Annotated in this window: 22 protein-coding genes; 9 read left to right on the top strand and 13 right to left on the bottom strand. The window is 73.8% G+C overall.

What is annotated here, in order from left to right; all coding sequences use genetic code 11:
• Window positions 1–278 precede the first annotated feature (278 nt).
• The gene (locus K7472_RS10390; protein WP_222976451.1) at window positions 279–1,274 is read left to right on the top strand and encodes a methyltransferase; all 996 of its coding nucleotides are present in this window, start codon (window positions 279–281) and stop codon (window positions 1,272–1,274) included.
• 111 nt (window positions 1,275–1,385) lie between these two features.
• Here K7472_RS10390 and K7472_RS10385 read toward each other — a convergent pair whose 3' ends face one another.
• Genes K7472_RS10385 through K7472_RS10340 form a run of 10 tightly spaced genes read right to left on the bottom strand, consistent with a single transcriptional unit; the run spans window position 1,386 to window position 11,359 of the window.
• On the bottom strand, window positions 1,386–2,765 hold the full coding sequence (locus tag K7472_RS10385) for an alkaline phosphatase family protein (RefSeq protein WP_222976449.1): 1,380 nt from the start codon (window positions 2,763–2,765) through the stop codon (window positions 1,386–1,388).
• Complete coding sequence (gene eboE, locus K7472_RS10380; protein ID WP_222976447.1) at window positions 2,762–3,940, bottom strand: metabolite traffic protein EboE; 1,179 nt, start codon at window positions 3,938–3,940, stop codon at window positions 2,762–2,764. The genes K7472_RS10385 and eboE overlap by 4 nt, the downstream gene beginning before the upstream one ends.
• Before the next feature lie 3 nt (window positions 3,941–3,943).
• Entirely contained in the window at window positions 3,944–4,822 is an 879-nt protein-coding gene (locus tag K7472_RS10375) for a TatD family hydrolase (protein WP_222976445.1), read from the bottom strand.
• A gap of 23 nt (window positions 4,823–4,845) precedes the next feature.
• On the bottom strand, window positions 4,846–5,496 hold the full coding sequence (locus tag K7472_RS33390; RefSeq protein ID WP_222976442.1) for an EboA domain-containing protein: 651 nt from the start codon (window positions 5,494–5,496) through the stop codon (window positions 4,846–4,848).
• Complete coding sequence (locus K7472_RS10365; RefSeq protein WP_222976440.1) at window positions 5,493–6,428, bottom strand: sugar phosphate isomerase/epimerase family protein; 936 nt, start codon at window positions 6,426–6,428, stop codon at window positions 5,493–5,495. Before K7472_RS10365 ends, K7472_RS33390 begins: the two co-directional genes overlap by 4 nt.
• Complete coding sequence (locus K7472_RS10360; protein WP_222976438.1) at window positions 6,425–7,297, bottom strand: SCO3242 family prenyltransferase; 873 nt, start codon at window positions 7,295–7,297, stop codon at window positions 6,425–6,427. The genes K7472_RS10365 and K7472_RS10360 overlap by 4 nt, the downstream gene beginning before the upstream one ends.
• Window positions 7,294–8,448 carry an inositol-3-phosphate synthase gene (locus tag K7472_RS10355; protein ID WP_308013841.1) on the bottom strand — a complete coding sequence of 385 codons (1,155 nt, stop codon included), beginning with the start codon at window positions 8,446–8,448 and terminating at the stop codon, window positions 7,294–7,296. The genes K7472_RS10360 and K7472_RS10355 overlap by 4 nt, the downstream gene beginning before the upstream one ends.
• Window positions 8,445–9,314, bottom strand: coding sequence for a hypothetical protein (locus tag K7472_RS10350; RefSeq protein ID WP_222976436.1), 870 nt, complete (start codon window positions 9,312–9,314; stop codon window positions 8,445–8,447). Before K7472_RS10350 ends, K7472_RS10355 begins: the two co-directional genes overlap by 4 nt.
• Complete coding sequence (locus K7472_RS10345; protein ID WP_222976434.1) at window positions 9,301–10,659, bottom strand: ferritin-like domain-containing protein; 1,359 nt, start codon at window positions 10,657–10,659, stop codon at window positions 9,301–9,303. The genes K7472_RS10350 and K7472_RS10345 overlap by 14 nt, the downstream gene beginning before the upstream one ends.
• On the bottom strand, window positions 10,646–11,359 hold the full coding sequence (locus K7472_RS10340) for an HAD family hydrolase (protein ID WP_308013840.1): 714 nt from the start codon (window positions 11,357–11,359) through the stop codon (window positions 10,646–10,648). The genes K7472_RS10345 and K7472_RS10340 overlap by 14 nt, the downstream gene beginning before the upstream one ends.
• Before the next feature lie 304 nt (window positions 11,360–11,663).
• On the opposite strand from K7472_RS10340, the gene K7472_RS10335 reads away from it, so the two are divergent.
• Genes K7472_RS10335 through K7472_RS10320 form a run of 4 tightly spaced genes read left to right on the top strand, consistent with a single transcriptional unit; the run spans window position 11,664 to window position 17,187 of the window.
• Window positions 11,664–12,764, top strand: a complete 1,101-nt coding sequence (locus tag K7472_RS10335; protein ID WP_308013839.1) for a phosphotransferase — start codon at window positions 11,664–11,666, stop codon at window positions 12,762–12,764.
• On the top strand, window positions 12,754–14,076 hold the full coding sequence (locus K7472_RS10330) for an aminotransferase family protein (RefSeq protein WP_222976431.1): 1,323 nt from the start codon (window positions 12,754–12,756) through the stop codon (window positions 14,074–14,076). Before K7472_RS10335 ends, K7472_RS10330 begins: the two co-directional genes overlap by 11 nt.
• Window positions 14,076–15,845, top strand: coding sequence for a thiamine pyrophosphate-binding protein (locus K7472_RS10325; RefSeq protein ID WP_222976429.1), 1,770 nt, complete (start codon window positions 14,076–14,078; stop codon window positions 15,843–15,845). Before K7472_RS10330 ends, K7472_RS10325 begins: the two co-directional genes overlap by 1 nt.
• Complete coding sequence (locus K7472_RS10320) at window positions 15,826–17,187, top strand: glycosyltransferase (protein ID WP_222976427.1); 1,362 nt, start codon at window positions 15,826–15,828, stop codon at window positions 17,185–17,187. Before K7472_RS10325 ends, K7472_RS10320 begins: the two co-directional genes overlap by 20 nt.
• A gap of 22 nt (window positions 17,188–17,209) precedes the next feature.
• Here the strand turns inward: K7472_RS10320 and K7472_RS10315 are convergent, their stop codons facing one another.
• Window positions 17,210–18,940 (bottom strand): alpha-amylase family glycosyl hydrolase, encoded by a 1,731-nt coding sequence (locus tag K7472_RS10315; protein WP_222976425.1) that lies wholly within the window; start codon window positions 18,938–18,940, stop codon window positions 17,210–17,212.
• Between the two features lie 283 nt (window positions 18,941–19,223).
• On the opposite strand from K7472_RS10315, the gene K7472_RS10310 reads away from it, so the two are divergent.
• Genes K7472_RS10310 through K7472_RS10300 form a run of 3 tightly spaced genes read left to right on the top strand, consistent with a single transcriptional unit; the run spans window position 19,224 to window position 21,923 of the window.
• A complete protein-coding gene (locus tag K7472_RS10310; RefSeq protein WP_222976423.1) occupies window positions 19,224–20,075 on the top strand; it encodes an SDR family NAD(P)-dependent oxidoreductase in 852 nt (283 codons plus the stop codon).
• Window positions 20,072–20,647 carry a DUF1349 domain-containing protein gene (locus K7472_RS10305; RefSeq protein WP_222976422.1) on the top strand — a complete coding sequence of 192 codons (576 nt, stop codon included), beginning with the start codon at window positions 20,072–20,074 and terminating at the stop codon, window positions 20,645–20,647. The genes K7472_RS10310 and K7472_RS10305 overlap by 4 nt, the downstream gene beginning before the upstream one ends.
• A complete protein-coding gene (locus K7472_RS10300; protein WP_222976420.1) occupies window positions 20,634–21,923 on the top strand; it encodes a hypothetical protein in 1,290 nt (429 codons plus the stop codon). The genes K7472_RS10305 and K7472_RS10300 overlap by 14 nt, the downstream gene beginning before the upstream one ends.
• A gap of 60 nt (window positions 21,924–21,983) precedes the next feature.
• On the opposite strand, the gene K7472_RS10295 is transcribed toward K7472_RS10300, so the two are convergent.
• Complete coding sequence (locus K7472_RS10295) at window positions 21,984–23,030, bottom strand: Gfo/Idh/MocA family protein (protein ID WP_222976418.1); 1,047 nt, start codon at window positions 23,028–23,030, stop codon at window positions 21,984–21,986.
• Entirely contained in the window at window positions 23,000–23,953 is a 954-nt protein-coding gene (locus K7472_RS10290) for an aldo/keto reductase (protein ID WP_222976416.1), read from the bottom strand. Before K7472_RS10290 ends, K7472_RS10295 begins: the two co-directional genes overlap by 31 nt.
• Window positions 23,954–24,195: 242 nt before the next feature.
• Between K7472_RS10290 and K7472_RS10285 the strand changes: the two genes are divergently transcribed.
• Window positions 24,196–25,152: an exonuclease/endonuclease/phosphatase family protein gene (locus tag K7472_RS10285; protein WP_252395378.1), complete on the top strand. Its 957-nt coding sequence runs from the start codon at window positions 24,196–24,198 to the stop codon at window positions 25,150–25,152.
• The last annotated feature ends 49 nt before the right edge of the window (window positions 25,153–25,201 follow it).

The raw sequence follows: 25,201 nt of genomic DNA, 5'->3' as shown, positions 1-25,201 counted from the left end.
GCAGCCTCACACCGGGCCCGGCAGCCGCACATCACACGGATGAGTGTGCGAGGACGAGCGGTCGCGGAGTGGCAGATGGGAGGGCCGCGCGACGGGCGGGGACGCCTGGTCCGTGAGGTGTCCTGCGCCTCGGACGGCAGGCGCCCGTGGTCATGAGGCGTGAGGGAGCCGCACGAACGAGTGATGTGGGGCGCGGTCCGGCTCGGCATCGTGCGAAGCACCCGTCGGCCGTCCGGCCGGCAGGACCCGGGGGCCCGGCACACACCGATGAGGGAGCCATGACCGTACCGCGCACGACCACCGACTTCATGTGGTCCTGGTGGAAGATGAAGACGTTCCTCAGCGCCGTCGAGCTGCGCGTCTTCACCGCTTTGGCCGAACGCCCGCTCACCGCGGAGGAGTTGTGCGACCGCACCGGGGTGCACAGCCGTCCCGCGGCCGACTTCTACGACGCGCTGGTCGCCCTGGACCTGCTGCGCCGGGACGGCGACCGCTATGCCACGACGGAGGAGACCGGGGAGTTCCTGGACGAGGACAAGCGCCACTCCTACCTGGGCGACCACTTCCGCGTCGCCATGGGCGGGTTCGCCGACGAGATGGTGGAGATGCTGCGCACCGGGCAGTCGCCGTCCGGGCGGCGCGGCCCCGGCGAGTTCTACGAGAAGACGTACGCGACCGACGACTCCACGCGCCGCTTCCACCGGGCCATGACCGCGATGAGCCTGGCTTCCGCGGACGCCATCGCGACCGGCTTCCCGTGGGACCGCTATCGCACGCTCGCCGACATCGGGTGCGCGGAGGGCGCCCTGCCGGTGCGGGTGCTCGAACGCCATCCGCATCTGAGCGCCGTGGGCATGGACCTGCCGCCGGCGCGCGAGGGCTTCGAGGAGTACGTGGCGGCTCACGGCCTGGCGGACCGCCTGCGTTTCCAGCCCGGTGACTTCTTCCAGGACCCGATGCCGTCCGCCGACGTGATCGTGCTCGGCCACGTCCTGCACAACTGGGACCTGGAGGACAAGCACACGCTGCTGAAGAAGGCCCACGAAGCGCTCGCACCGGGCGGGGCGGTCGTCGTCTACGAGACGATGATCGACGACGAGCGGCAGGACAACGCGGTCGGCCTGGTCCTCAGCCTGATGATGCACCTGGCGCTGCCCGGCGGCTTCGACTACACGTCCGGCGACTGCCGCGGATGGCTGGAGCAGCACGGGTTCCGCGACACCTACGTGCAGCATCTCAGCGGCGCCGAGTCGATGGTGGTCGGCTTCAAGTAGCCGCTTGATGGCCGCTGTTGACGCTTCCCTGCGGGAACGCCCGTGGGCCTGTGCGGGAACCTCACCGGTTCCCGCACAGGCCCTTCTCGTTCAAGCGGGTGCGGACCGGACTCAGCCGAGGCCGTCGGCACCCGCCAGCCGCAGCAGCAGCGCCTTGACCTGTGTGGCCGCCATCCGGTCGGTGGCCGCGCCCGGGTCGGAGCACAGCAGCACCGGGCCGTCCTGCGGATCCTCCGTCAGCCGGCCGTGGCTGCCGCGTACCACGGACGGGTCGAGCGGCACGACGTCCATGCGGTAGCGCAGGCCCAGCCGCTTGCGCAGCAGCGCGCCCGCGGCCCGCGCCCGGGCGAGCGGATCGGCCGGGTCGAAGAACAGCTCCGCGGGGTCGTAGCCGGGCTTGCGGTGGATCTCCACCGTCCTGGCGAAGTCCGGCGCCCGGTCGTCGTCGAGCCAGTAGTAGTACGTGAACCACGAGCGCGCGTCGGCGACCGCGACGAGCTCGCCGGACCGCTCGTGGTCCAGTCCGTGCGCGCGCTTGCCCTCGCCGTCCAGGACCCGTTCCACGCCCGGGAGTCCGGCCAGCAGCGACCGCACGCGGGGCACGTCGTCCGGGGAGCGGACGTAGACGTGCGCGACCTGGTGGTCGGCGACCGCGAACGCGCGCGAGGTCCACGGGTCCAGGTACTCCATGCCGTCCTGGGTGTGGACCCGCAGCAGCCCTTCCCGGCGCAGCACGCGGTTGACGTCCACCGGCCGGTCGACCGGGGTGATGCCGTACTCGCTCAGGGCCACCACCGTCACGCCCTCGGCGGCGGCGTCCCGCAGCAGCGGCGCGAGGACCGCGTCGACGTCCCGGGCCGCCGCGGCGGCTCGGCGCGACGCGGGACCGAAGCGCTGGAGGTCGTAGTCGAGGTGGGGGACGTAGACGAGCGACAGGTCGGGGCGGTGCTCGCGCAGCAGGTGCCGCGCGGCGGAGACGATCCACCGCGAGGAGGGCAGCCCCGCGGTCGGCCCCCAGTAGGTGAACAGCGGGAAGCGCCCGAAGCGGGAGGTCAGTTCGTCGTGGAGCCCGGCCGGGAAGGTGTAGCAGTCCGCCTCCTTGCGGCCGTCGGCGTAGTAGACCGGGCGGGGCGTGACCGTCCAGTCCACGTCGGCGCCCATCGCGTACCACCAGCACACGTTGGCCACGGTGAAGCCGGGCCGGTGGCGGCGGGCCGCGTCCCACACCTTCTCACCGCCGACCAGCGCGTTGTGCTGGCGCCAGAAGAGCACGTCGCCCAGCTCGCGGAAGTACCAGCCGTTGCCCACGACGCCGTGCGCGGACGGCGGTTCGCCGGTGAGGAAGGTGGACTGCGCCGAGCAGGTCACGGCGGGCAGCACGGTCGTCAGCGGCGCGCTGAAGCCCCGCTCGGCGACCGCCCTGAGGTTCGGCATGTGGGCCAGCAGCCGCGGGGTGAGTCCCACGACGTCGAGCACGAGGACGCGGCTCACCGGTTCAGCTCCTTCAGGCCGTTGTGGAGCAGCAGTTCGCGGGCCCAGGCGAGCTCGGCAGCGATGCCGTCGACGAGGGCGTCGCGTCCCGGGGCGTCCGGGAGCACGGGCCAGGTGTAGGTCTCCACCTCGACGTGCGCGGTCCTGGCCACCGGCCCGCCCAGCAGCAGGGCGACGGTCTCCTCCAGCACCGGCCGGGTGGTGGTGAGCGGTGGCGGGGGTGCGGCGCTGAGGGGCATGTGGAAGTGGATGCGCCACGGTTCCCGGCCGGGCAGGCCACCGGCCCCACCGGGTCCGCACGCCAGCGCCGTACCGAGGTCGTCGACGCCCAGCAGGCCGTCCGGCGAGGGCTCGCGGGTCTGGTGCAGGAAGCGTGGTTCCGCGTACGGGGACAGTGCCTCGCGTACGCCGGACGTGTGCGGCCGCGGGGCGACCAGCGCGGCCGACGCCTGGAGCTTCACCACCTCCAGGCCCGCGTCCGCCAGCGCGGCCAGCGCGTCGGCGGGCTGTTCGTGGGCGACGGCGAGGTGGCAGGTGTCCAGGCAGACGCCGAGGCGGGGCCCGGCCGCCGGGGCCAGGTGGTGCACGGCATCACCCGTGGTCTCCAGCACGCAGCCCGGTTCGGGCTCGAAGGCGATCCGCACGTCGCGTCCGGTGCGTTCGGCCAGGTCCGCCAGTTCGGCGCTGAGCGTGTCGAGGTGGCGGCGGGCGAGTGCGGCCCGTTCCGCGGGCCACGAGCCGGCCCAGCCGAGCGGCAGGGTCGAGACGCTCGCGTGGTCGGCGTCGTCGGGCATCAACTCGGCCAGCAGCCGGGCCAGATCGAGGGTGTGGCGCAGCCGCGCCGGGTCGGACCAGTCGGGTGTGTAGACCCGGTGCTTGACCACCGCGTCACCGAACCCGCGATAGGGGAACCCGTTGAGGGTCACCACTTCCAGTCCCCTGCGGTCGAGTTCGGCCCGCAGGGCACGCACCGACGCGGGCTCGGCGACCAGTTCGGCGGCCACCTCGCGGGCCAGCCAGAGGCCGACGCCGAGCCGGTCGGTGCCCAGCCGCTCGCGCACCGGCTCGGCGTGGGTGGCGAGTTGGGCGAGGACCGCGCGCAGGTCGGGCGCGGGGTGCACGTTGGCGCAGTACGCGAGGTGGACGGTGGTGCCGTCGGGGTGCAGGAAACGCATCGGTCAGCCCGCCGCCGTCCGCGCGGCCGGCCGGGGCCCGCGCTCGATGGAGTTGCCCTCGTGCGACTCGCCGATGTCCGGGGCGGGTCCGGTCAGGTCGAGCCGGCCGCTCTGCCCGTAGAACGCGACCGGGTTGTGCCACATCACCCGCTCGACGTCCGCCGTGGTGAAGCCCGAGGCGAGCATGGTGTCCGCGGTGGCGCGGGTCTTGAGGGGATCGCTGCGGCCCCAGTCCGCGGCGGAGTTGACGAGTATCCGCTCCAGCCCGTATTCGCGCAGCAGCGTGACCATGCGGTGCTCGTCCATCTTGGTCTGCGGGTAGACGGAGAACCCCGCCCAGCAGCCCGCGTCCAGGACCGCCGCGACGGTGAGTTCGTTGAGGTGGTCGACGACCACCCGTTCCGGGGCGATGCCCGACTCGCGCACCACGTCGAGGGTGCGCCGGGTGCCGGACGCCTTGTCGCGGTGCGGGGTGTGCACGAGGACGGGCAGGTCGTGGCGGACGGCGAGGGCGAGTTGCGCGGCGAACGCGGTGTCCTCCTCGGGCGTCATCGAGTCGTAGCCGATCTCGCCCACCGCCACCACCCGGTCCTTGACGAGGTAGCGGGGCAGCAGGTCCAGCACCTCACGGCAGCGCGGGTCGTTGGCCTCCTTGGGGTTGAGGGCGACCGCGCAGTGGTGGCTGATGCCGAACTGGGCCGCGCGGAAGGGTTCCCAGCCGATCAGGGCGTCGAAGTAGTCGACGAAGCTGCCGACCGACGTCCTCGGCTGGCCGAGCCAGAAGGACGGCTCGACCAGCGCCCGCACCCCTGCCGCGCGCATCGCCGCGTAGTCGTCGGTGGTCCTCGATGTCATGTGGATGTGCGGATCGAAAAGCCGCATCGGGTGCTCCTCGGTGTCGGTGGTCACGGGGCCGGGTGCGCGCGCAGGAACGTGGCGACGTCCGGTGGCACGGCGCGGCCCGCGGCCGTGCGTTCGGCGGCGAAGTCGTTGAGCATGCGCAGCAGTTCGGGGTCGGCCCGCTCGTCGAGTCCGCTGACGGCCGACAGGGGGATGCCGGTGAAGACGCACTTGAGCACGGCGTGCCGCCACGCGGGGGCGGGCAGGTGGCGGGCGGTGTAGTCGCCGACCGCGGCGGTCACCATCCGCAGGTCGTTGGCGCGCAGGGCGTCGTGGACCAGCGGCAGCGCGCCGTCGAGCGTGTCCGTGTCCGCCCGCAGGTCCAGCGGGTCCAGCGAGCGCAGCACGGCGTGCCGTTCGGCGGCGTCCCCCGTCTCGTACAGCCACCGCAGCTCGGCCACCAGGTCGTCGCCGCGCTGCGGCAGGGCGGCGAGCAGCAGGGTGCGTGCCGCGTCGTCCGTCCGCCAGCCCCGGCACGGATGGCCGGTCTCGGCGGGGCCGACGAGGTCGCCGCGGCCGATCTCGCGTCCGGCCCGGGGGAAGAACTCCCTTACGTCGTGCGGGCTTTCGGAGACCCGGCGCCGCCACTGGCCGAGCCGCTCCCACTGCGGGGCGGGGAGGCGGGCGGCGAGGGTGTCGTGAAGTGCGTCGATCACGGTGTGCCCTCTCGTGCGGCGGGCTCTGTTCGCGGTGCTCGGGCGGCCTGCGCAGCGTGCGCTACCTGCCGCCCGGCGCGTGCTGCGCGTGCTGCGTGCGCTGCGGATTCGAGGAAGCGCAGCGAGCGGTCGGCGACGCCCGGGCCGTCGTGGCTGTGCCGGGGCAGTTCCACACTGACCAGGCCCGTGTAGCCGCTGTCGGCCAGCGCCGTCATGACCGGCGGGAAGTCGATCTCGCCGTCGCCGAACTCCAGGTGTTCGTGCCGTCCGCGCGCCATGTCCTCGATCTGGACGTTGACCAGCCGTCCGGCCGCCCGCGCCACGCAGGCGGGGACGTCCAGGGGTTCCAGGCAGCGGCAGTGGCCGATGTCCAGCGTGAGGCCGAGCGCGTCGGGCCGGCCGAGGCGGCCCAGCAGCGCGTCGTAGCGGTCGAGGGTGTCGACGAACATGCCCGGCTCCGGTTCGAACCCGAGCGGGACACCGTGGCGGTCCGCCTCCCGGGTCACGGTGTCACAGCCTTGCGCCAGCCGGTCCCACAGGACGGCTTCCGGCACGCCGGAGGGGGCGGTGCCGCTCCAGAACGACAGCGCCTCGGCACCGAGCCCGGCGGCGATCCGCACGGCCCGGGTCAGCAGGTCGACCCGGCGCTCGCGGCCTTCGTCGCTCAGCAGGGTCGGCTGGTGCTTGCGCGCGGGGTCGAGCAGATAGCGGGCTCCGGTCTCCACGACCACCGCCAGACCCAGTTCCGCCAGCAGCGACGCCGTGCGGTCCACCTCCTGGACGAGGCCGGGCGCGTAGGGGTCGAGGTGGCCGTGGTCCAGGGTGAGGGCCACACCGTCGTATCCCAGGTCGGCCAGCAGGCGCAGCGCGTCGGGGAGCCGGTGGTCGCGCAGGCCGTTGGTGCCGAAGCCGAACCGGTGGCGGCCGGTCACGTCGGCGACACCTTCCGGGAGAGCCCGCGTGCCAGCGGCCAGCCGAGGGCGAGTGGGAGCGCGGGGGCCGACGCTCCCGCGCCCGCGCACAACGCGGCCTGCAACGGCAGGAAGGCGTTGATGCCCGCGGTCACCGCGCCGCGCACCCGGCCCGCCGACGGCGTGCGCACGGCCGCCAGTTGGGCCGCGCCGCACCCCGCGAGGTACGCGCCGGCCAGTACGCCGGTGAGGGCACGCCGTCGCGGTGTCCGTCCCGCGAGGAGCGCCGCGGCCGTGGCGACCGCGCAGGACGCGGCGAGCGTCGCGGCGGGGGTGGCGCGGCCGGTGCCGTCGACCTCGCCCCGGCTGAGCACCGTCACGCCCGCGGTGTGCGCGGCCACCGCCGCGGCGGCGGGCAGCGCGGCACGGGTGCGGCCGCCCGCGCACGCGCCCAGCAGCACGTCGAGGGCGCGGGCCCCGGCCATGGCCGCCGGTCCGGCCGCCGTGTGCTTCAGGCCCAGGTCGTACGCCCACACGTCGCTCGCCAGGGCCGTGCCGACCGCGAGTCCGGCGCGGCCGCCGCCCACCGCCGCCAGGCCGAGGCCGAGGCCGGTCAGTCCGGCGGCGACGCCCAGCGCGGTGGCGGGGGCGATCTGGCCGGACGGGATGGGGCGTTCCGGTCGTTCGACCGCGTCGACGTGGCGGTCGGCGTAGTCGTTGAGTGCCATGCCCGCCCAGTACAGGCACACCGACGCCCCGGCGAGCCCCGCGGTGCGCGGGGTCAGGGGGGCACCGGAGGCGGCGGCGCCGGTGAGCACGTCGCCGGGCACGGTCAGCGCGGCGGGGGCCCGGACCAGCCGTACCAGGGCGCGGGCCCGTCGCGTCCTCATGCCGCACCGCCCACGCTCGTCGCCCAGGTCCGCAGTCGCTCGAACTGCTCCTCCAGGCCGTGCACGTCGCTGCCGACCGGGTCCTTGAAGAAGAAGCCCAGTTCCGCGACCGGTCCCGCCACCCCCGCGCGGTGGGCGAGCGCGGTGAACCGGGCCAGGTCGAGCACGAGCGGGGCGGCCAGCGCCGAGTCGCAGCCCTGCCACACGAACTGCATGGACATCCGCACGCCCAGGAATCCGTCGAACGCGATGTGGTCCCACGCGGTCTTCCAGTCGCCGAGGGCCGGCACGTGGTGGATGTGCACGTCGCCGTCGACGCCGTAGCCGAGGCCCTCGCGCAGCACCCGGCTCTTGGACTCGGTCTTGCTGCGCGCCCGTTCGGGCTCGGCGAGCGCGGCGCCGTCGCCCCCGCCCAGCAGGTTGGTGCCGGACCACGCGCGCACCCGCAGCGCCCGCCGGTCGAACATCGGGGCCAGGACGGACTTCACCAGCGTCTCACCGGTCTTGCCGTCGCTGCCCGCGTACGGCAGTGCCGAGGCCGTGGCGAGCTCGTGCAGCGCGGGCACGCGGCAGCCGGTGGACGGGGTGAAGTCGACGTATCCGCATCCGGCCCGCAGCGCTGCGCAGGCGTGCACCGAGCTGTAGGGCAGCGGTTCCTCGTCTGCGGCGAGGGCGTCCCGCAGCGCTTCGGCGGACGCCCAGGCGGGGTGCGGTGGGGTGTGCGGCTCGGTCGTGGCGACGTTGACCACGACCACGCGGTCGAGTCCGCACTCGGTACGGAAGGCGGTGATGTCGTCCGCCAGCGCCTCGATCAGCCGCCGCTGGCTCATCCCTTGCGGGACCGGGCGCGTCCACGCGTCGGCGGCGGCGAGGTCGGGGGCGAGCGCGGGCAGCAGTGCGGCCGGCAACACCCCTGCCTGGGCGAGCAGTTCGGCGCGCTTGGCGAGGGGGGTGACGGTGAGGTCGTGGCCGCCGAGGACCAGGTCCTCCAGCGGCGGGAGTCCGGCGGTGCGGAACGCGGGCAGTTCGCTGACGCATCCGGTGGGCGCGGCCAGCCCGGCGCGGATCGCGGCGGCTCCCACCACGGTCGTCGTGGCGACGGAGCCGCACGCCCCGACCAGCCACACGCCGGTGCGCGTCGGGGCGCTCACCGTTCCTCCCGCCCGTCGGCGTCCTCGCGCAGCGGCACGGTCAGGCTGCCCTTGAAGTATCCGCACATCACGTCGGGGTCCCAGCCGCCCATCCAGAAGTCCACGGTCCACGGCGCCCGGGTGTCCGGCGCGAGGTCCGTGAGCGCCTCGCCCTCGACATCGGCTTCGCCGGTCAGCGGGAAGCGGAACTCCTCGATGGCCGTCATGTTGACCACCCGCTCGTCGGCCGGCTGGGCCAGTCCGATCTCCAGCTCCCGCACGCGCTTCTCGGTTCCGGCGCGGCGCACCGGGTCGGTCTCGCGCTCCAGGTCCTCCACGAGCCTGCGGTGGCGTTCCTCGCGGTCGAGCAGGGGGTCGGCGATGCCGGTGGCGGAGCGGATCAGGTCGGGGTCGGTGCGGAAGACCCGGCCGCCGAACTTCTCCAGCTGGGCGCGGGGGATGAGGTGGACCGGCGGGTCCTCGGGGCCGTCGGACCACATCAGCATGCGCCGTTCGATCCGGGCGCCGGGGGCGCTGATGCGCAGGTGGAACGGGACGATCGGCTCGCGGCCCGCGAAGGTCAGCACGGTGTTGCGGTTCTCGAACACCGGGTCGCCGAGCAGGTCCACGCGTGCCCCGGTCAGCTCCGGCACGTCCACCGCGCCGACGGCGGCCCGGGTGACGGTGACGCCCACCGGCGGCATGTGGCTGCGGCGCACCTCGGGGCGGGGGTCGCCCAGCACGATGATCCGGTCGAGGTCGGGCTCACCGGCGAGTGCGAAGGTGGAGCCGCTCACCCCCCTCGGTTCGTCGGTCGGGTCGGGGTCGGTCGCCAGGCGGCACATGAACCATCCCCCGAACTCACACGTCAGTTCACGCGTCGGCACGGTCTGCTCCTTCGTTGAGTCGGTCGGCGAAGCGCCGTGCCACCAGGCCGACGTTCTCCGCGATGAACGCGACGCGCTTGCGCAGCGCGGGACTGACGGCGTCCGTCTGGTCGCAGCGGCCGGTGAGCCGGGCGGCGGCGGACGCGAGGCCGGCGAGGCGTTCGGCGAACACCTGGTAGGCGACGGCGCGTTCGGGAATGAGCTGGAGGCCGCGGCTGAACTCGAAGGGCGCACCGGCGGTCGCCGTGGCCGCGTCCTGGCCGCTGATCGCGGGCAGTTCGGTGAGCACCTCGCCCAGCGGGCGTACGAACATCGTCATCAGCGGGAAGAAGACGACTTCCTGGAGCATGCGCATCTGCGCCGGTGTGTCGTCCGTGCGCCCGTAGAAGCGCAGCAGCATCAAGACCATCAGGGCGTAGCCGTCGTTGAAGACCTCGGCGACGGCGCGGGTCAGCGGCTCGGTGATGACCACGGCGCCGTCCCCGTCGACGGGGCCGCGCAGCACCGGGTTGGACAGGGTGGGCCTGGCGGGTTCGAAGACGGTGCCGGCGTCCGCCGCGGCCCGCCTCTCCGCCTCGAACTCGGCGCGCACCCGCAGGAGTCGCCCGTAGTGCGACTGCGGCGAGTCGGCCTCGGCCCCCTCGCCCTGTTCGATGATCAGGTCGATGGCGCGCAGCGCGGAGGCCCGGTCGGTCACCGGGAACGGCTCGACGCCGTACCCCGTGGCGACCGCGTCCTCGAAGACGCCCTCCGGGTCGATCACCGCGGCGGTGTCGATCTGGCGGTACTCGGAGCCGATGAACAGCTCCTTCTCGTCGATGGTCGTCACGGCTTCGCGGACGCGCTCGTAGAGCATGCCGACGGTCATGCGTTCGCCGTCGGCGCCCACGTGCCCGGGGGTGACCTCGCCGAGCAGCGCGGTCGGCATCTCGTACCGCAGGAAGCGCTCGATCGCCTTCGCGCCGAACGGTTCCAGGGCGGAGACGACGCCGATGGGGTAGTAGCGCTCCGGCTGCGGGAAGCTGGGGCGTTGCAGGTACGGGGCGCCGCCGACCGCCGCGAGCAGGTTGAGCACCAGGCCGAGGTGGAGCATCTCCTCGCGGCTCAGCAGCAGCAGTTGGCCCTTCCACTCGCGGACGCGCTCGACCTGCACCTCGTCGACCCCGCCCTCGTCGGCGCGGGTCTTGAGGGAGAACGCGGCGTACAGGTACTGGAGGCACAGCGAGTGTTCGAGTTCCGCGGCCTCGCAGAGGTGGTCGATCAGCCGGGCCCGCGCCCCGGCCGCCGGGGACGTGCCCGCCGCCCCGAGGGAGACGGCCGTGCGTGCTTCGTCAGTGTCGGACATGGGCTGCCTTTCTGTCGGACGGGGCCCGTAGCGCGGCGGTCAGTCCGCCGAGGCCGGGCAGCACGTGGTCCGCGCGGGAGTAGTCGAGGGACCGGGTGACGGGCGTGGGCACCGCGATCACCCGCATCCCGGCGGCCAGGGCGGCGTCGACCCCGGTGAGGGAGTCCTCCACCGCGACGCACCGCTCGGGCGGCACGCCCAGCCGGGCGGCTGCCGCCAGGTAGGCGTCGGGCGCGGGCTTGCGCCGTTCGACGTCCTCGGCGGCGACGACGGCCTGGAAGCGGTCGAGCAGTCTGTGGTGCTCCAGACAGCCCGTCACCCAGGTGCGCGGCGCCGCCGAGGCGACGGCCAGCCGCACCCCCGATTCCCGCAGTCCGTCGAGGACATCGCGGACGGCGGGCATCAGGGGAACGGAGCCGGGCAGCAGGGAGGCGGCCCACAGTTCGGACAGCCGCTCGCGCATCCGTGCCGCGGCGTCGTGCCGGCCGATGCTCTCGGCCAGTCGCGCGAAGAGCGCCGGATAGCCGTCGGTGTTGCCGCAGACGTCCGCCGCCCACACGGCGGCCGGCAGTTCGGCGCCGTACTCGCGGAACACCTGTGAACAGGCTTCGTAGTCCGGGGTGATGGAGTCCACCAGCGTTCCGTCGTGGTCGAACACCACCGCCTCCACGCGCTCCGGTGGAGTGTTGTCGGCCGGCACGTCGGCGTCCTTTCGGCTCGGGGTCCCGGGGACCCGGCCGCTTCGTGGCGGTGGTCCTCCTTCTGGCGAACCCCATGCTGGGTCGCGGGTGAACGGCCCACATCCCCCAGGTGAGCGGGGGTGCGCCGGGGTGCGCGCGGCCCGGCACCCGGCTACCCGACCAGGTGATGTGAGCGGCCGGGCCCCGCGTTCACCATCGCCTTCAGGCAACCGGCGGCGTACGTCCCCGGCTGCGACGTCACGCGAGGAACGGGTGAGGGCTGAAGGAATGACGTCACATCAGCGTCCGCGGTCCGGTGCCCCGGTGGGTTCGCGCCCGTGGGTCGCCGACGCCCTGGCCGAGCACTGGGACGTTCCCCCGAACTCCCGCCCGCGGCCACTGCGTTCGGACGGCACGGCGCCGCTCAGTCACACGGCGGCGCTGTGGCGGGTCGCCCACCGCGGACGCGATCACGTCTTCAAGGTCCAGCTCGACCGCGAAGCGGCTCGCCCGCCCGCCTTCCACCACGTCAAGGGGCGGGTACTGCGGGCCTGCCGGGACGCCGGCGTCCCGGTGCCGGTGCCGGTGCCGACCACGACCGGCGCGGCCGTCGCCGAGCACGACGGCCACGTGTGCGAACTCGTCCCGCTCGCGCCCGGCGGCGCGTCGGGCCGGCCCGCGCCGGACCAGGCGGACGCGGTGATCGCCACCGGACTGCGGCTGCGCCGGGTCCTCGACGGCCTGCCGCGGCGGGTGGTCGACGATCTGGTCCCGCTGCCGGTGCCCCCGCTCGTCGCGGAGGAGGACTGGCGGGCCGCGCTGGACGACGGCGTGGACCGGCTGCTGCCGCTGGCGGGGGCGCGGGACGACGCGTGGGGTGGCATCGCGCGGACCGCGCTGGAGGGTCTGGAGCGGGCCCGGCCGCTGCTGACCGGCTCCTCCCCCGACGTGGCCACGCCCCCGCCGGGTCGCCGCCGGGTGGTCCACGCCGACCTGCACCACCACCACTTCCTCCTCGACGGCGCGGAGGAACCCCACGTGGTCGCGGTCCTCGACTTCGACAACATGACGGTGGGCGACCGGCTGCTGGACCTCGCCTGGATCGCGGACACCGCGGCGCGGGTGCGCGGTGGCGACGCCGCGCGGGCGCGGGCGGCGGGGCGCTTCGAGCGCGCCGCCCTGCGCGAGGGCCTGCTCGCCCCCGAAGAACTGGGGCTGCTGATGCCCCTGCTCGTCGTCCACGCGGTCCCGGTGATCGTGGACATCGCCAAGGACATCCTCGAACGCGACCTGCTCTCCCCCGCCTGGACCGGCTACCTCGACCTGCTCGACACCCGTCGCCGGCTCGCACTGCACCGGCTCCTCGATCCCACCGCTCCCGCCTCCCAGGGAACCGACCTACCTAGGACTGAAGATGACCGTTGAAGCGCCCAGCGCGCCCACCTGGCCCGCCGACCTGTCCTCGTACTGCTTCGAGGTGCCCCACTCGCAGGACTCGATCCTCTTCGAACGCGGCGAGGGCATCCGGCTGTTCGACACCGCGGGCCGGGCGTACCTCGACGCCATGTCCGGTGTGTTCGTCACCTGCTTCGGCTACGGCTGCGAGCCGATCCGCTCGGCCGTCGCGCAGCAGCTGGACCGGATGGCCTTCAACCCGCCGCTGCACGGCACCAACCCCAACGCCCTGGCGCTGGCCGAGGAGTTGACCCGCCTCGCGCCCGAGGGCATCGTCACCGCCAAGCTCGTCAACGGCGGCTCCGAGGCGGTGGAAGCGGCGCTGCGGCTGGCGCGGCTCTACCACCGCGAGACCGGGGACGCCGGGCGCTACAAGGTGCTCAGCTACTACCACGGCTATCACGGCTCGACCTTCGGCTCTCTGTCGGTCACCGGCCGGCCCGACGTCAGCCGCTTCGGCCCGGGCCTGCCCGGCGCGGTGCACGTGTGGTCCCCCGACGCCGTCACGGAGTTCCTCGGTGTACCCGACGAGGAGGCCGGGCGGCTCGCGGCGGACCTGGTGGAGCGCACCATCGAGGCGGAGGGCCCGGACTCGGTCGCCGCGATCATCGTCGAGCCGGTGATCCACCTGCGTGGCATGGCCATCGCGCCGCAGGGGTACCTCGACCGGCTGCGGGAGATCTGCGACCGGCACGGCGTGCTGCTGGTGTTCGACGAGATCGTCACCGGCTTCGGCCGCACCGGTCAGGCGTTCGCGGCCCAGACCTTCGGGGTCACCCCGGACCTGATGTGCGTCGGCAAGGGCGTCTCCGGCGGGTACGCGCCGCTGGCCGCCGTACTCGTCGGCGAACGGGTGGCGTCGGTGCTCGGTGACGGCTCCGGCGCGGTCTCCTTCGCGCCCTCGCACACCTACGCCGCCAACCCGATCGCCTCCGCGGCGGGCCTGGCCGCGGTGCGGCTGTTCAGCCGGGACGGCTACCCGGAGCGGATCGCTGCGCTGGCGCGGCGTTTCGAGCCCGCGCTGCGGGAGGCGGTCGGCACCCGGGGCACCGTGCGCGCCCTCGGGCTGCTGTACGGCGTCAAGCTCGCCGACCCCGCGGACGGGGCGCACGGCAGCGTCGGTGAGCGGGTGGCCCGCGCCTGCCTGCGGCGCGGAGTCATCGTCCGGGGCCAGGACGACTGGCTGGTGCTCGCCCCGGCGTTCGTCACCGGCGAGCAGGACACCCGTATCGTCTGCGACACCCTCGCCGAGGCGCTGGACGAGACCCACGGGGCCCGCTGATGGCGCCCCCGCAACCGGCCGACTTCGAACGCGCGCTGGATACCGCCGCTCCGCATCTGACGCCCGCCGAACACCAAGCCGTCCAAGCCGAGTTGGCGCTGCTGAGAGAACACGGGCTGCGCGACGGTCTGCTGCCCGCGATGCGCCGGATCGCCGACGAGGTGCCCGGGCGGCTCTACCGGGGCAGTGCCGAAGTGCTGCTGCGCATGCACGAGATCGCCGGGTCCGGCAACCACCAGAGCTGCCTGTCGTCACTGCCGATCGTGCGGGCCTGCTTCGATCTGGACCTGGTGCCGCGTGCCGACGGGCCCGCGCGCGCCGACCTGGTCGTCGGGCGCGGCCACATCGCGCCCAGCTTCTACGCCGAGTGGTACGTGCGCGGTCACCTGCCCTTCCTACCGCTGGCGACACTGCACCAGGGCGCGATGACCGGGGTGGTGAACAAGGAGTGGGGATTCGCCAACACCATGCGCTACAGCCTGGGCGTGGGAATGGCGCAGGCGGTGAGCAGGGCGTGGGAGCTCAAGCGGCGGGGCGAGCGGCGCAAGGTGGTGTGCCTGGCCGGTGACGGCGAGATGCACGAAGGTGTCACGTTCGAGTGCGTGCGCTTCAGCGACGAGGCCGGGCTAGACAACCTGGTCGTGGTGATCGACGCCAACGACAAGGGCATCGAACCGCTGCTGAAGCCCCTCAATCGCGACTACCTGCGCAGCTACTTCCGCACCGTGGTGGAGGTGGACGGCGGCGACACGGAGGTGGTGCGAGCCGCCCTGGACGAGTTGCTGGAGCTGCCCGGGCCCGCGGCCCTGGTGTGCGGGACCCGCAAGGAGGGCCACAGCTTCCGCCGTCCGGGCGGTGCCACCGCGGCCAAGCCGACGTTCGCCTCCACAGGAGGTCGTCAACTGGCGCGGCTGGCCGAGCGGTCGGGGCGGCCGACGGCCGTGTTCACCGCGGACCTGGCGGCCAGGTTCGGGCTGCCCGGGCAGGTGGAGTACCAGAACGTCGGCCTGGCCGAGACCCTCGGGGTCGGCCTGACCCTGGCACTGGATCCGGAGCACCTGAAGGTAGTCGCCACCGACGCGATGTACTACATGGACTCGCTCAGCATGCTCACCGAGGCGTCGACCAGCGTGCGCAACCTGATGGTGCTGGCGGGACGCAACTGGGGCGCGTGGGGAGGCGCCGCCAACGCCTTCAACCTGCTCGGCCTGGTCGCCAACACCCGGGTCTACGAGCCTGTCACGCCGGGCGAGTTCGAGGCATGCGCCGACCGGCTGGAGCGCGAGCCGGAGACGGTGCACGTGCTCAGCATGGTCGACGCCCGGTTCGACGAGCCGCCCGTCGACTGCCGGGACGACATCGACGGCGGTGTGTGGATCACCCCGCCCGACGAGGCGGACGAGGGCGCGGCCGTGGTCACGTTCGGCTACGCGACGACCCTCGTGGCGCAGGCCAACGCGGACCTGGGCCTGCCGCACCTGCACTGCGCGGCGCTCAACCCGATGCTGCCCGGCGGGACCGCGCGGCGGCTGGCGCGGTTCCGCAACGTGCTGTCGGTCGAGTACAACGGCGCGCACGGCGGATTCGGCGAGTGGCTGCGCAACCGCTACCTGCTGCCGGTCACCGTCCACGGCGTCGAGGGCGACATCGACAACTGCGTCCACGACATCCAGCTGCGCCGCCACGGCATGGGTCCCGAGCAACTGCGCGAGTTGCTGACGTCGTTCCACACCAGCCCGGAGGCGCGCTATGCGATTGCACGTACATGACTACACGGACGTGAGCCTCGCCGGCATCCTGGACGGTGCCGTCCTGATGCACCAGCAGATGGCGGAACTGCTGTCGGCCCGCGGCGACGTCGTCCCGCACGACCAGCGGGTGGGCCCCGACTGCCTGGCGAAGGTGGACGACGGCGACGTGCTCTACGCGGGCAACGGGCCGTACGCACACCTGTACCACCTGTGGCGTGAGCGGCAGGGGGCGGACTTCAGGATCGTGCGGGAGGTGCACACCACGTTCTGGTCGGGGTACTGGACCCAGGAGGAGCTGTGCGCGCCCCTGGTGCGGCCGGGCGATGTCGTGCTGTTTCCCAGCGAGTTCACCCGGCAGGTGTTCCTGCGCTCGTTCCCCGACGCCGCGCCGGGTGCCTCCGCGGTGGTGTACCCGATGCTGGAGCGCACGCCACGCGCCCCGCAGGCACCGGTGCCGCCGCGTGACGGCGTGCTGCGGATCGGCTATCTGGGAGCGCTGTCGGAGGCGAAGAACTTCGACCAGGTGCTGCGGGTCTTCGAGCGCTGCCACCGGGAGACCGGGGGCCGTGCCGAACTGGTCTTCGCGGGCAAGCCCAACGACCCGCGCTGGTCGACCGAGGCGGTGCTCGCGCGCCTCGCCGAACAGGGCGTCCCGGCCGACGCCGTCACCGCGCTCGGCCTGCTGAGCCCGCAGCGGCTGCCGGAGTTCTTCTCCCGGATCGACGTCCTGCTCTTCCCGAGCACCGCGTCGCGCGAGAGCCTGGGCCGGGTGGTGATCGAGGCCCTGGCGTACGGGATCCCGGTGCTGGCCGCCGACATGGGACCGGCCGTCGAACTGCTGCCGCCGCGCAACCTGGTGCCCACGGCACTGGACAGCGGTACGGAGTTCTCGATGGGCCGGGTCGGTCCCTTGGGGCGGGTGGACGAGGACGCGCTCGTCGCCCGGCTCGTGGAACGCGACTTCGAGGCCGCTCACCTCCCGCCCGTGACCGCGCCGTTCGAGGACGAGGCGCTGTGGCGGGTGATGGCCGGGGACGTGCCGGCCCACGAGATCCGCCACGACGCCGCCACCGTCGAACGGGTCCGGATCGGGGAACGCGAGGACGCGGACGCGGACCCGCGGCGGCTGCTGGAGTCGGCCGAGGACGTCTTCCTGGAGTACTTCCACGGCCGGGACGCGGCGCTGCTGGAGCGGCTCACCGCGTACGAGAACGCCACCGGCCGGGAGCGGCCCGCGCTACGCGCGCTGGTCACCCGGCCGGAACGCAACCTCGCCGACTACCGCGCCCTTCCCGCGCTGGTGGACGCGCTGGCCGTCCCGCCGCTGACGTACCGCCTGGCGGCCGCCCCCGCCGAGTGACGATCGCGCCCGCCCACCGGGTTCACCGCTCGCGCACCCGCAGCCACACCGTCGTGTCGGCAGGCACGACGCCGTCGGCGACCGGGGCACTGGCGAGCAGCACCTCGTGGGCGGGCGCGATCCGCAGGTCACCGGGGCCGAAGTTGACCAGGCAGCGCAGCCCGGCTCCGCGCCGGAACGTCAGCCACTCCCCCGAGGCCGGTCCCGCCATCCGCAACCGGGCGGCGGGACCGGTGGGATGGGCTCGCCGGACACGCGTGGCGGCCCGGTACAGCTCCAGCGTGGAGCCGGGATCCTCCTCCTGCGCCCGCACGGTCAGCGCCGCCCAGTCGTCAGGCTGCGGCAGCCAGCACCGGTGCGGCGCGCAGTCACCGAAACCGTACGGCGGCTCCGTCCCCGACCAGGGCAGCGGCACACGGCAGCCGTCGCGCCCCGGATCGGTGTGGCCCGACATCCGCCACAGCGGATCGCGCCGCCGCTCCTCGGGCACGTCCGCCTGAGGGAGACCCAGCTCCTCGCCCTGGTAGAGGTAGACAGCGCCGGGCAGCGCCAGCGTCAGCAGCGCCGCCGCCCTCGCCCTGCGCACCCCCATCTCGCCGCCGCCGAACCGGGTGACCGCGCGGACCGCGTCGTGGCTGCCCAGCACCCAGGCCACCGGCGCGCCCACCGCCGCCGTCGCGGCGAGCGCCTCACCGATCACCCGGCGCAGCGCCCGGCCCTCCCAAGGGCATTCCGCGTAGGGCGAGTTGAAGACGTGATGCAGTTCGCCGGGGCGTGCGTAGCGGGCCAGGCGCCGCTGGTCGGTGAGGATCACCTCGCCCACGAGCAGCCGTTCCGCCGCAGTGGCGAGGCCGCGGGGGCCGGGATGTTCCTCCACCAGGGCGCGCCACCGCCGGTAGAGCGGGTGCAGCGGCTCGCGGTCGTAGTACGGCAGCAGGTGCCAGCGGTGCGGGTCCTCGTGCTGCCGGGGCCCGGCGTCGGGCAGGCCGGGTTCCTTGAACAGCGTGTGGGCCACGTCGATCCGGAAGCCGTCGGCGCCGTGATCGAGCCAGAACCGGATGATCCGCTCGTACTCGGCGACGACCTCGGGCCGATTCCAGTCCAGGTCGGGCTGGTCGGGGGTGTGCAGGTGCAGGTACCAGCGCGCGGGACCCGCGTCCCGGCCGTCCCGTCGCGGCACGCGGGTCCAGGCGGGGCCGCCGAAGGCGGAGCGCCAGTCGTTCGGCGGGAGCAGGCCGCCGGGTCCCCGGCCGGTGCGGAAGACGTAGCGCTCGCGTTCCGGTCCTTCCTCGTCCGCCGCCAGTGCGGCGCGGAACCACGGGTGCGCGGACGAGGTGTGATTGGGCACCAGGTCGACCAGTACCCGCAGCCCCAGGTCGTGTGCCCGGTCCACGAAGGCGTGCCAGTCGTCGAGGGTGCCCATGGCGTCGGCGACCGCGGTGTGGTCGGCGATGTCGTATCCGGCGTCCGCGAGGGGTGAGGGATGGAACGGTGTGATCCACACGGCGTCCGCGCCGAGGCGGGCGACGTGGCCGAGGCGGCCGGTGGCGCCGGGCAGGTCCCCGGTCCCGTCGCCGTCGCCGTCGGCGAACGCCCTCGGGTACAGCTCGTAGCAGACCGCGTCGCGCCACCACGGCTCCGCCTGCCGCGGGGCGCCGGTCCGGCCGCCGCCGGTGTGCGTGCCGGCGGGCGGGTCGGCGCGGACGGTAGGTGTGCTGTCGGGACCCACGGCGGGCCTCCTTGCTGTCGTCATTGTCGTCACCCGGGATGTCGCGCCGATGGTGACGTGCGAAGGCCGCCGCGCGTATCACCCGCCTGAGCGGGGCTCGCGGCCCCCGGTGGGATCCCGGGTCGGCGCGAGCGGCATCGTCCTTACCCGACCGGGTGATGTGGTCGCCCCCGCGGCACCGTGAGGCTTGCGGGCGTACCGACGCGCCCGTGGCGATCCGGCCCGCTCCTCCCGCTGTACGGGGAGGGGCGGTTGGCGTCCGGCCCGGCTGCGGCGCCGTCCGCCCCGAATCGGAGGTCGTACCCGTATGAACACCCCACTCGAGAACCCGCCGGGCGGCACCGGCGACCACGACGGCAAGGTCGTCCTCGTGGCCGGCGGGGGCCGTGGCATGGGAAGCGCCGTGGTGGAGGCATTCGCGCTGCGCGGCGCGCGCGTCGTCGTCGCGGACGCCAACCGGCTCTCGTCCTCGTACAACCACTACCGCTCCACGGACGTCGGTGGGTTCGACGCCGCCGAGGAACTCGCCGCGCGGCTGCGCGACAAGGGGTTCGACGTCACGGCGGCCGAGGCGGACGCCGCGCGGGAGGAGTCGGTGCGGGCGCTGTTCGCCACGGTGGGCGAGCGTTACGGACGCCTGGACACGGTGGTCAACGCCTTCGGCGTCACGCACGTCTGCCCGGTGGAGCGGATGGAGCTGGACGAGTTCACCCGGGTCGTCGAGGGCAACCTCAACGGCGTCTTCCTGATGTCCAAGCACGCGCTCGGACTGCTGCGGGCGGACGGCGGCGGCTCCATCGTCAACTTCTCCTCCGTGTCGGGGCGCAGCGGGTTCGCGAAGGTCGCGCACTACTGCGCCGCGAAGTTCGGGGTGATCGGCTTCACCGCGGCGCTGGCCCTGGAGGAGGCGCGCAACGGGGTGCGGGTCAACGCGGTCTGCCCCGGCATCGTGCGCACCAACATGTGGAACTACCTGCTGGAGGAGTTCACCCGCCCCGGCGAGACCGAGGACGAGTGTTGGGAGCGCATGCGGATGATGATCCCGCAGCGCGAGTTCCAGCGGCCCGAGGACATCGCCGAACTCGTCCTCTACCTCGCGTCCGCCCGCCGGGTGACCGGCCAGGCGGTGAGCGTCGACGGCGGGATGTCCGCGCCGTGACCGGCCGACTCCCCACGTACGGTGAGGCGTTGGAGTGGCCCGAAGCGGGCACCGGTGGGGCGGACGCGCGGCTGGCGCTGACCGCCCCGGCCGGGTCCGACCTCTACCGGGTGCCCGGCGTCCGGGAGATCGACGCGGTGCCCGAGGTGTCCCGCACCCTGGAGGGCGACTTCACCCTCTCCGTGCGGGTCGCGGTGGACGGCACCCGGTTCGCCGACGCGGGCGGGGTGCTGGTGCACACCGCGGACGGCTGGGCGAAGGCGTGCGTCGAACGGGCGCCGGACGGCGGGTGGTCGGTGGTGACGGTGGTGTCCCATCCGGTCTCCGACGAGGCGGCGGGCCCGGCGCTGCGCGGCCCCGCCACCGAACTCGTCGTGGTGCGCGAGGGCCGCCGTCTGGCGTTCCTGCACCGCGAGGACGCGGACGGCGACCTCCGGTTCGTCCGTACGCTGCGGGTCGCCGAGGGCCCGGTCCGGGTGTCGTTGTTCGCCCAGGCACCGTTCTCCGAGGCGTGCACCGCCGTCTTCCACACCGTGCGCCTGCTGCCGGAGCCGCTCCGTGACCGTCGTTGACCCCGCCGCGCCGACCGGTTCCGTGCCCGCCACGGCGCACGATCTCGTCGGCCACGTCACGCGCACCTCGGCGGAGCTGATGCGCAGGGCCGAGCCTTTGGACGCGGACACCGCGGTGGCCGAGGTCCGCGACCACGCCGTCCAACTGGGCCTGGAACCAGCCGACTTGAGCGGTCACCTGTGGCGGGGGCTGGAGCAGAACGGCACCCTGGGGCCGGACGAGACCGCCGAGTACCGGCGCAACCTGCGCACACTGCTCGACGCGACCGGCGTCGCCGACCCCCGCCGCCCCACCCCCGTCGAACTCTTCGCCGTCTTCCACCGGTTGGGGCGCGAGGTGGCGTCCACGCTGGCCGCGGCGCTGCCTCGGGACCCGGGGCGGACCACGGTGTTCCTCGGCACCGACGCGGAGTTCCTCAAGACCGTCCACGACCTGCTGGCGGACCGGACCGACACCTCCTCGGTGTTCTACCTCAGCAGGCTCCAGCTGCTCAGCGGTGCGGAACGGGCCGTGCTGTCGCGGACCAGCCGGGCCGTCTTCGGCGCCGAGGAGGTCACCGCACGCGGCCACGCGGGCCGTCACCGGGCCTGGATGGACAACGGCCTCGTCGCCTCCACGATGGCCAGGATGCTGACCGCCGCCCGCGAGGACGCCGTGCGCTCGGCCGCGGATCGGCAATCGGCCGCGGATCGGGAAGAGGACAGCGATCCGTTCGACGCGCTGTTCCTGGCGCGTTTCGCCGAGGAGGTGAGGCGCGGTACGGATCAGCGCAGGCGGCTGGCCGAGGGGCCGTTGACGCTGTTCGGCACCGCGCGGGCGGAGACGGACGCCGTGGTGCGCCGGGGCATCGAGGAGGGCCTGTTCGCCGCCCGCTGTCTCGATGCGGGCCGTCGGCTGCTGGACGGGGCGGCGGACGGGCGCCCGCTGACGCTCGTCGACATCGGCGCGAACGGCACCCAGCCCGCCCTGCTGATGGGCGCGGCGCACGTCCTGCGGCCGGCGGCGGACGTGTCGATCCGCCTGTTCACCTCGCATCCCGACCGCTGGGGCAGGCCCGGAAGCCGCTTCCGGCCCGCCAAGGCCAGTGCGCTGTTCGCGCTCGGCGTGGAGACGGTGAAGACCTTCGCGACCGATTACCACGGCGCGGCCCGGGGGGCGGGACACACGTTGGTGCGGGTGCCCCCGGACCAGCGGCTGCTGGCGCGTCTGAAGCATCTGGCCTTCCACCGCGCCGCGTTGGAGGTCAGGGCACACGGCGGGCCACCGCCCGGGTGATCGTCGTCCGATGGGTGAGGGCCCCCGGAGCGTGCTCCGGGGGCCCTCACCCATCGGGCCTCAGGCCAGCGGGACGCTCGCACCGGTCTCCAGGGAACGACGCACCGCCATCGCCAGCCGCACCGCGAGCACACCCGCGTCCCGGCCGGGCGAGGGCGCGGTGCGGGAGCGCAGCGCGTCGACGAAGTGGCGCAGCGCGTACGTGCTGATGCCGGCGCGGCCGGGGAGCGTCCAGCTCTCGCGGGCCGCCTCCTCACTGTCCGCGGTGGCCCAGGTCAGCTCGCCGAACATGTGGTCCTCACCGGTCAGCCGGGCCTGCCCGTTCTCCGAGTAGACCGACAGCGTCGCCGGGGTGGACAGGGCCTGGGCGCCCAGTGCCCCGCCGGTGAGCACGGCGGTCGCCCCGGAGGCGAACCTGATGACGGCCCCGACGCCGTCCTCCAGCGGGTTGCCCAGGTACGAGCCGCCCGCGGCGGCCACCTCGACGGGATCGCCCATCAGGTAGCACAGGGTGTCGAGCATGTGGCAGGTGTTCTCGTTGACCACGCCGTTGCCGACGGCGGTGTCCCAGATCCACGCGGGCGAGTCGTCGCGGGGCAGCACGAGATCGGCGTTGACGACCAGGGCCCGCCCGAGCGGCCCGTCGAGCAGCTCGCGCAACCGCACCACGGCGGGCAGGTGGCGCAGGCAGAAGTCCACCATGACCGGCACGTCCGGCAGGTCCCGCCACAGCGCGCTCGTCTCGCGGGCGTGGTCCTCGTCCGACGCGAACGGCTTCTCCAGGAAGACCGCGACGCCGTGTTCCGCCGCCACCGTCACCAGCTTCTCGCGGGCCCTGGGCGGCACGGCGACCACCACCGCGTCGAGGGACTCCTCCTGGAGCATCCGGACGCCGTCGCGGTAGCCGCGGACGCCCATCTTGGCCGCGTAGGCCGGCAGGTCGATGCCCTGAGCCTCCGGGTCGATGTCGGCCACCGCGACCAGTTCGGCGCCCTCAAGGGACGCCAGCACCTTCGCGTGGCACCGGCCGAAGCCCAGTCCCACGACCCCGAACCGCACCGGGGCGGCCCCGTCCGTCACCGTGCCGCCGCCGTCCGTTGATCCCATGACGCGTTCTCTCCTTCGTTCGTCCAGGTGTTCTCCGCGACCTCGTCGAAGAGCGCGGTGATGCGGGCCAGCAGCTCCGGATCGGGTGGCGTGGTCATCGCCCGCAGGTTCTCGTCCAGATGGGCCTCGGTGCCGGTGCCGGTCAGGACGCAGGCCAGGTCGTCCTGGGCGAACGCGAACTGCATGGCGAGGAACGCCAGATCGGTACCGGCTTCGGCGCACAGCCGCGCGGCTCTGCGCGCGGCGTCCTTCAGGGCGGCGGAGGCGGGATGCCATGACGGCGGCCCCTTGGGCGTGAGCAGTCCCATCGCCGCGGGGCTGCCCAGGACGGTCCCGGTGCCGCGGGCCGCCCAGTCGCGCGCCGCCGGCGCCAGGGAGCGGTCGTGCGGACCGTAGCGGCAGTACGACAGGACCACGTCGAGGCGGGCCGCCCGCACGGCCGTGGTCAGCGCGGACAGCTTCAGGCCGGAGACGCCGACCGCGCGGGCCTTGCCCTCGGCCCTCAACTGCTCCAGCAGAGGCAGCACTTCACCGATGACGCGGTCCGGGTCGCCGAACTCGATGTCGTGCGCCAGCAGTACGTCGACGTGGTCGGTGCCCAGTCTGCGCAAGCTGGTCTCCAGGCCGTCCCGGATGCGCGCGGGCGAGAAGTCGAAGCGTTCCGGTGTGTAGCAGCCGGCCTTGGTGCTCACCACGAACGCGTCGCGCCGGCCGCGCAGGGCGCGACCGACCATCTCCTCGGCCAGGCCGTCGCCGTAACTGGGCGCGGTGTCGACGAAGTTCACTCCCTGGTCGAGGCCGTACAGCAGCGTGTTCAGGCAGTCCTCGGGATCGCGTCGGCCGAAAATTCCCATGAAGGACGTCGTGCCCAGACCCAGGCGCGAGACCTCGGGTCCGGACTCGCCGAGTCTCCGGTGCTCCACGGACAACCCCCTTTCGCGGTCGGGTGCGGTTCACCCGCGTCGGTGCGGGGTCCGACGCGCAGATCCTCGGCCTCCGGCCGTCGCGTCACATCACCCGTCCGGGCGGTTCGCGAGCACTCGTCGGAGCTCGGCGGGACGTGGGAAATCCGCCCGTCGCGCGGGGGAGATCGGCGCCGAGCCGCCACTACGGTGTGGGGCGCGTAACGGTGGGGCGCGTAATGGGCGCGAGGGAGGGGGACGGCATGGCCGGTGGGGCGTCACCGCACGACACGGCGCGCGAGCCGCGCGACGGCGAGGACGGCGGGGCGCGGGAGCGGCGCGAGGGCGACGGCAGGCCACGGGGGCGGCGCGACGGCGACGGGGCGCAAGCGATTCACACGGTGATGTTCTGGAATCTGCACGTCGTGGGGTTCGAGCGGGCCGACGGCGACGACACCCGGTGGCGGTTGCAGCGCGACCTGGTGCGTGAGCGGGCGCCCAGTGTGCTGATGGCGGCCGAGTGCTGGTGCTGGGACCTGGACGACCGCGCGCTGTTCGAGGACGCGCGGCGCGAACTGGGCATGGACGGTGTGCTGTTCGAGGCGAAGACGGGATGCCATCAGGCGATCTTCTGGCGGCGGGACGCCGTCCTGCTGGACTCCGAGGCGCAGCCGCACGAGCTCGTGCAGTGGCACGGCTTCGGGAGTGTGGTGCTGCGGCTGCCGGGCCGTCGGGGGCCGGTGCGGTTCACCGTCGCGCACCTCGATCCGTACAGCCCGACGAGCCGCCTGATCGAGTCGGACCGGCTGCGCGGCGTCCTGGGCCGGGACACGGTCACCCCGACGGTGCTGGCCATGGACGCCAACACGGTGCCGCCGGGTGATCCGGAACCCGACTGGTCGAAGGTGCCCGCGCACCGGCTGGGCAACCACATGCCGCCCGGCCGTACCACCGCCGACCGCACCCCGGTGGAACGACTGCTGAGCGCGGGCGACACGGTGCTGCTGAACGACGTGGCCGCGCACTTCGGCGACCGGCGGCCCACGTTCGCCGAGCACGGTTCGAAGGAGCCGCCGCGCCGCATCGACCTCTTTCTGCTGTCCGGCGGCCTCCTGCCCTCGACGGTCGCCTACCGCGTCGTCGAGGACCGCAGGCTGGACCCGTCCGGCGGCCCGGTCGCCTCCGACCACCACCCCGTGGAGATCGACCTGAGGTCCTGAACGCCTCTGCGCGGCAGGGGGGTTGACCGCTGGACGTCCCGAGGTCGCG

The sequence above is a fragment of the Streptantibioticus parmotrematis genome (assembly GCF_019890615.1).
Classification (GTDB): Bacteria; Actinomycetota; Actinomycetes; order Streptomycetales; family Streptomycetaceae; genus Streptantibioticus_D; species Streptantibioticus_D parmotrematis.
Note: the sequence above shows the minus strand (reverse complement) of the source record. Positions and strands in the feature narration are given on the sequence as shown.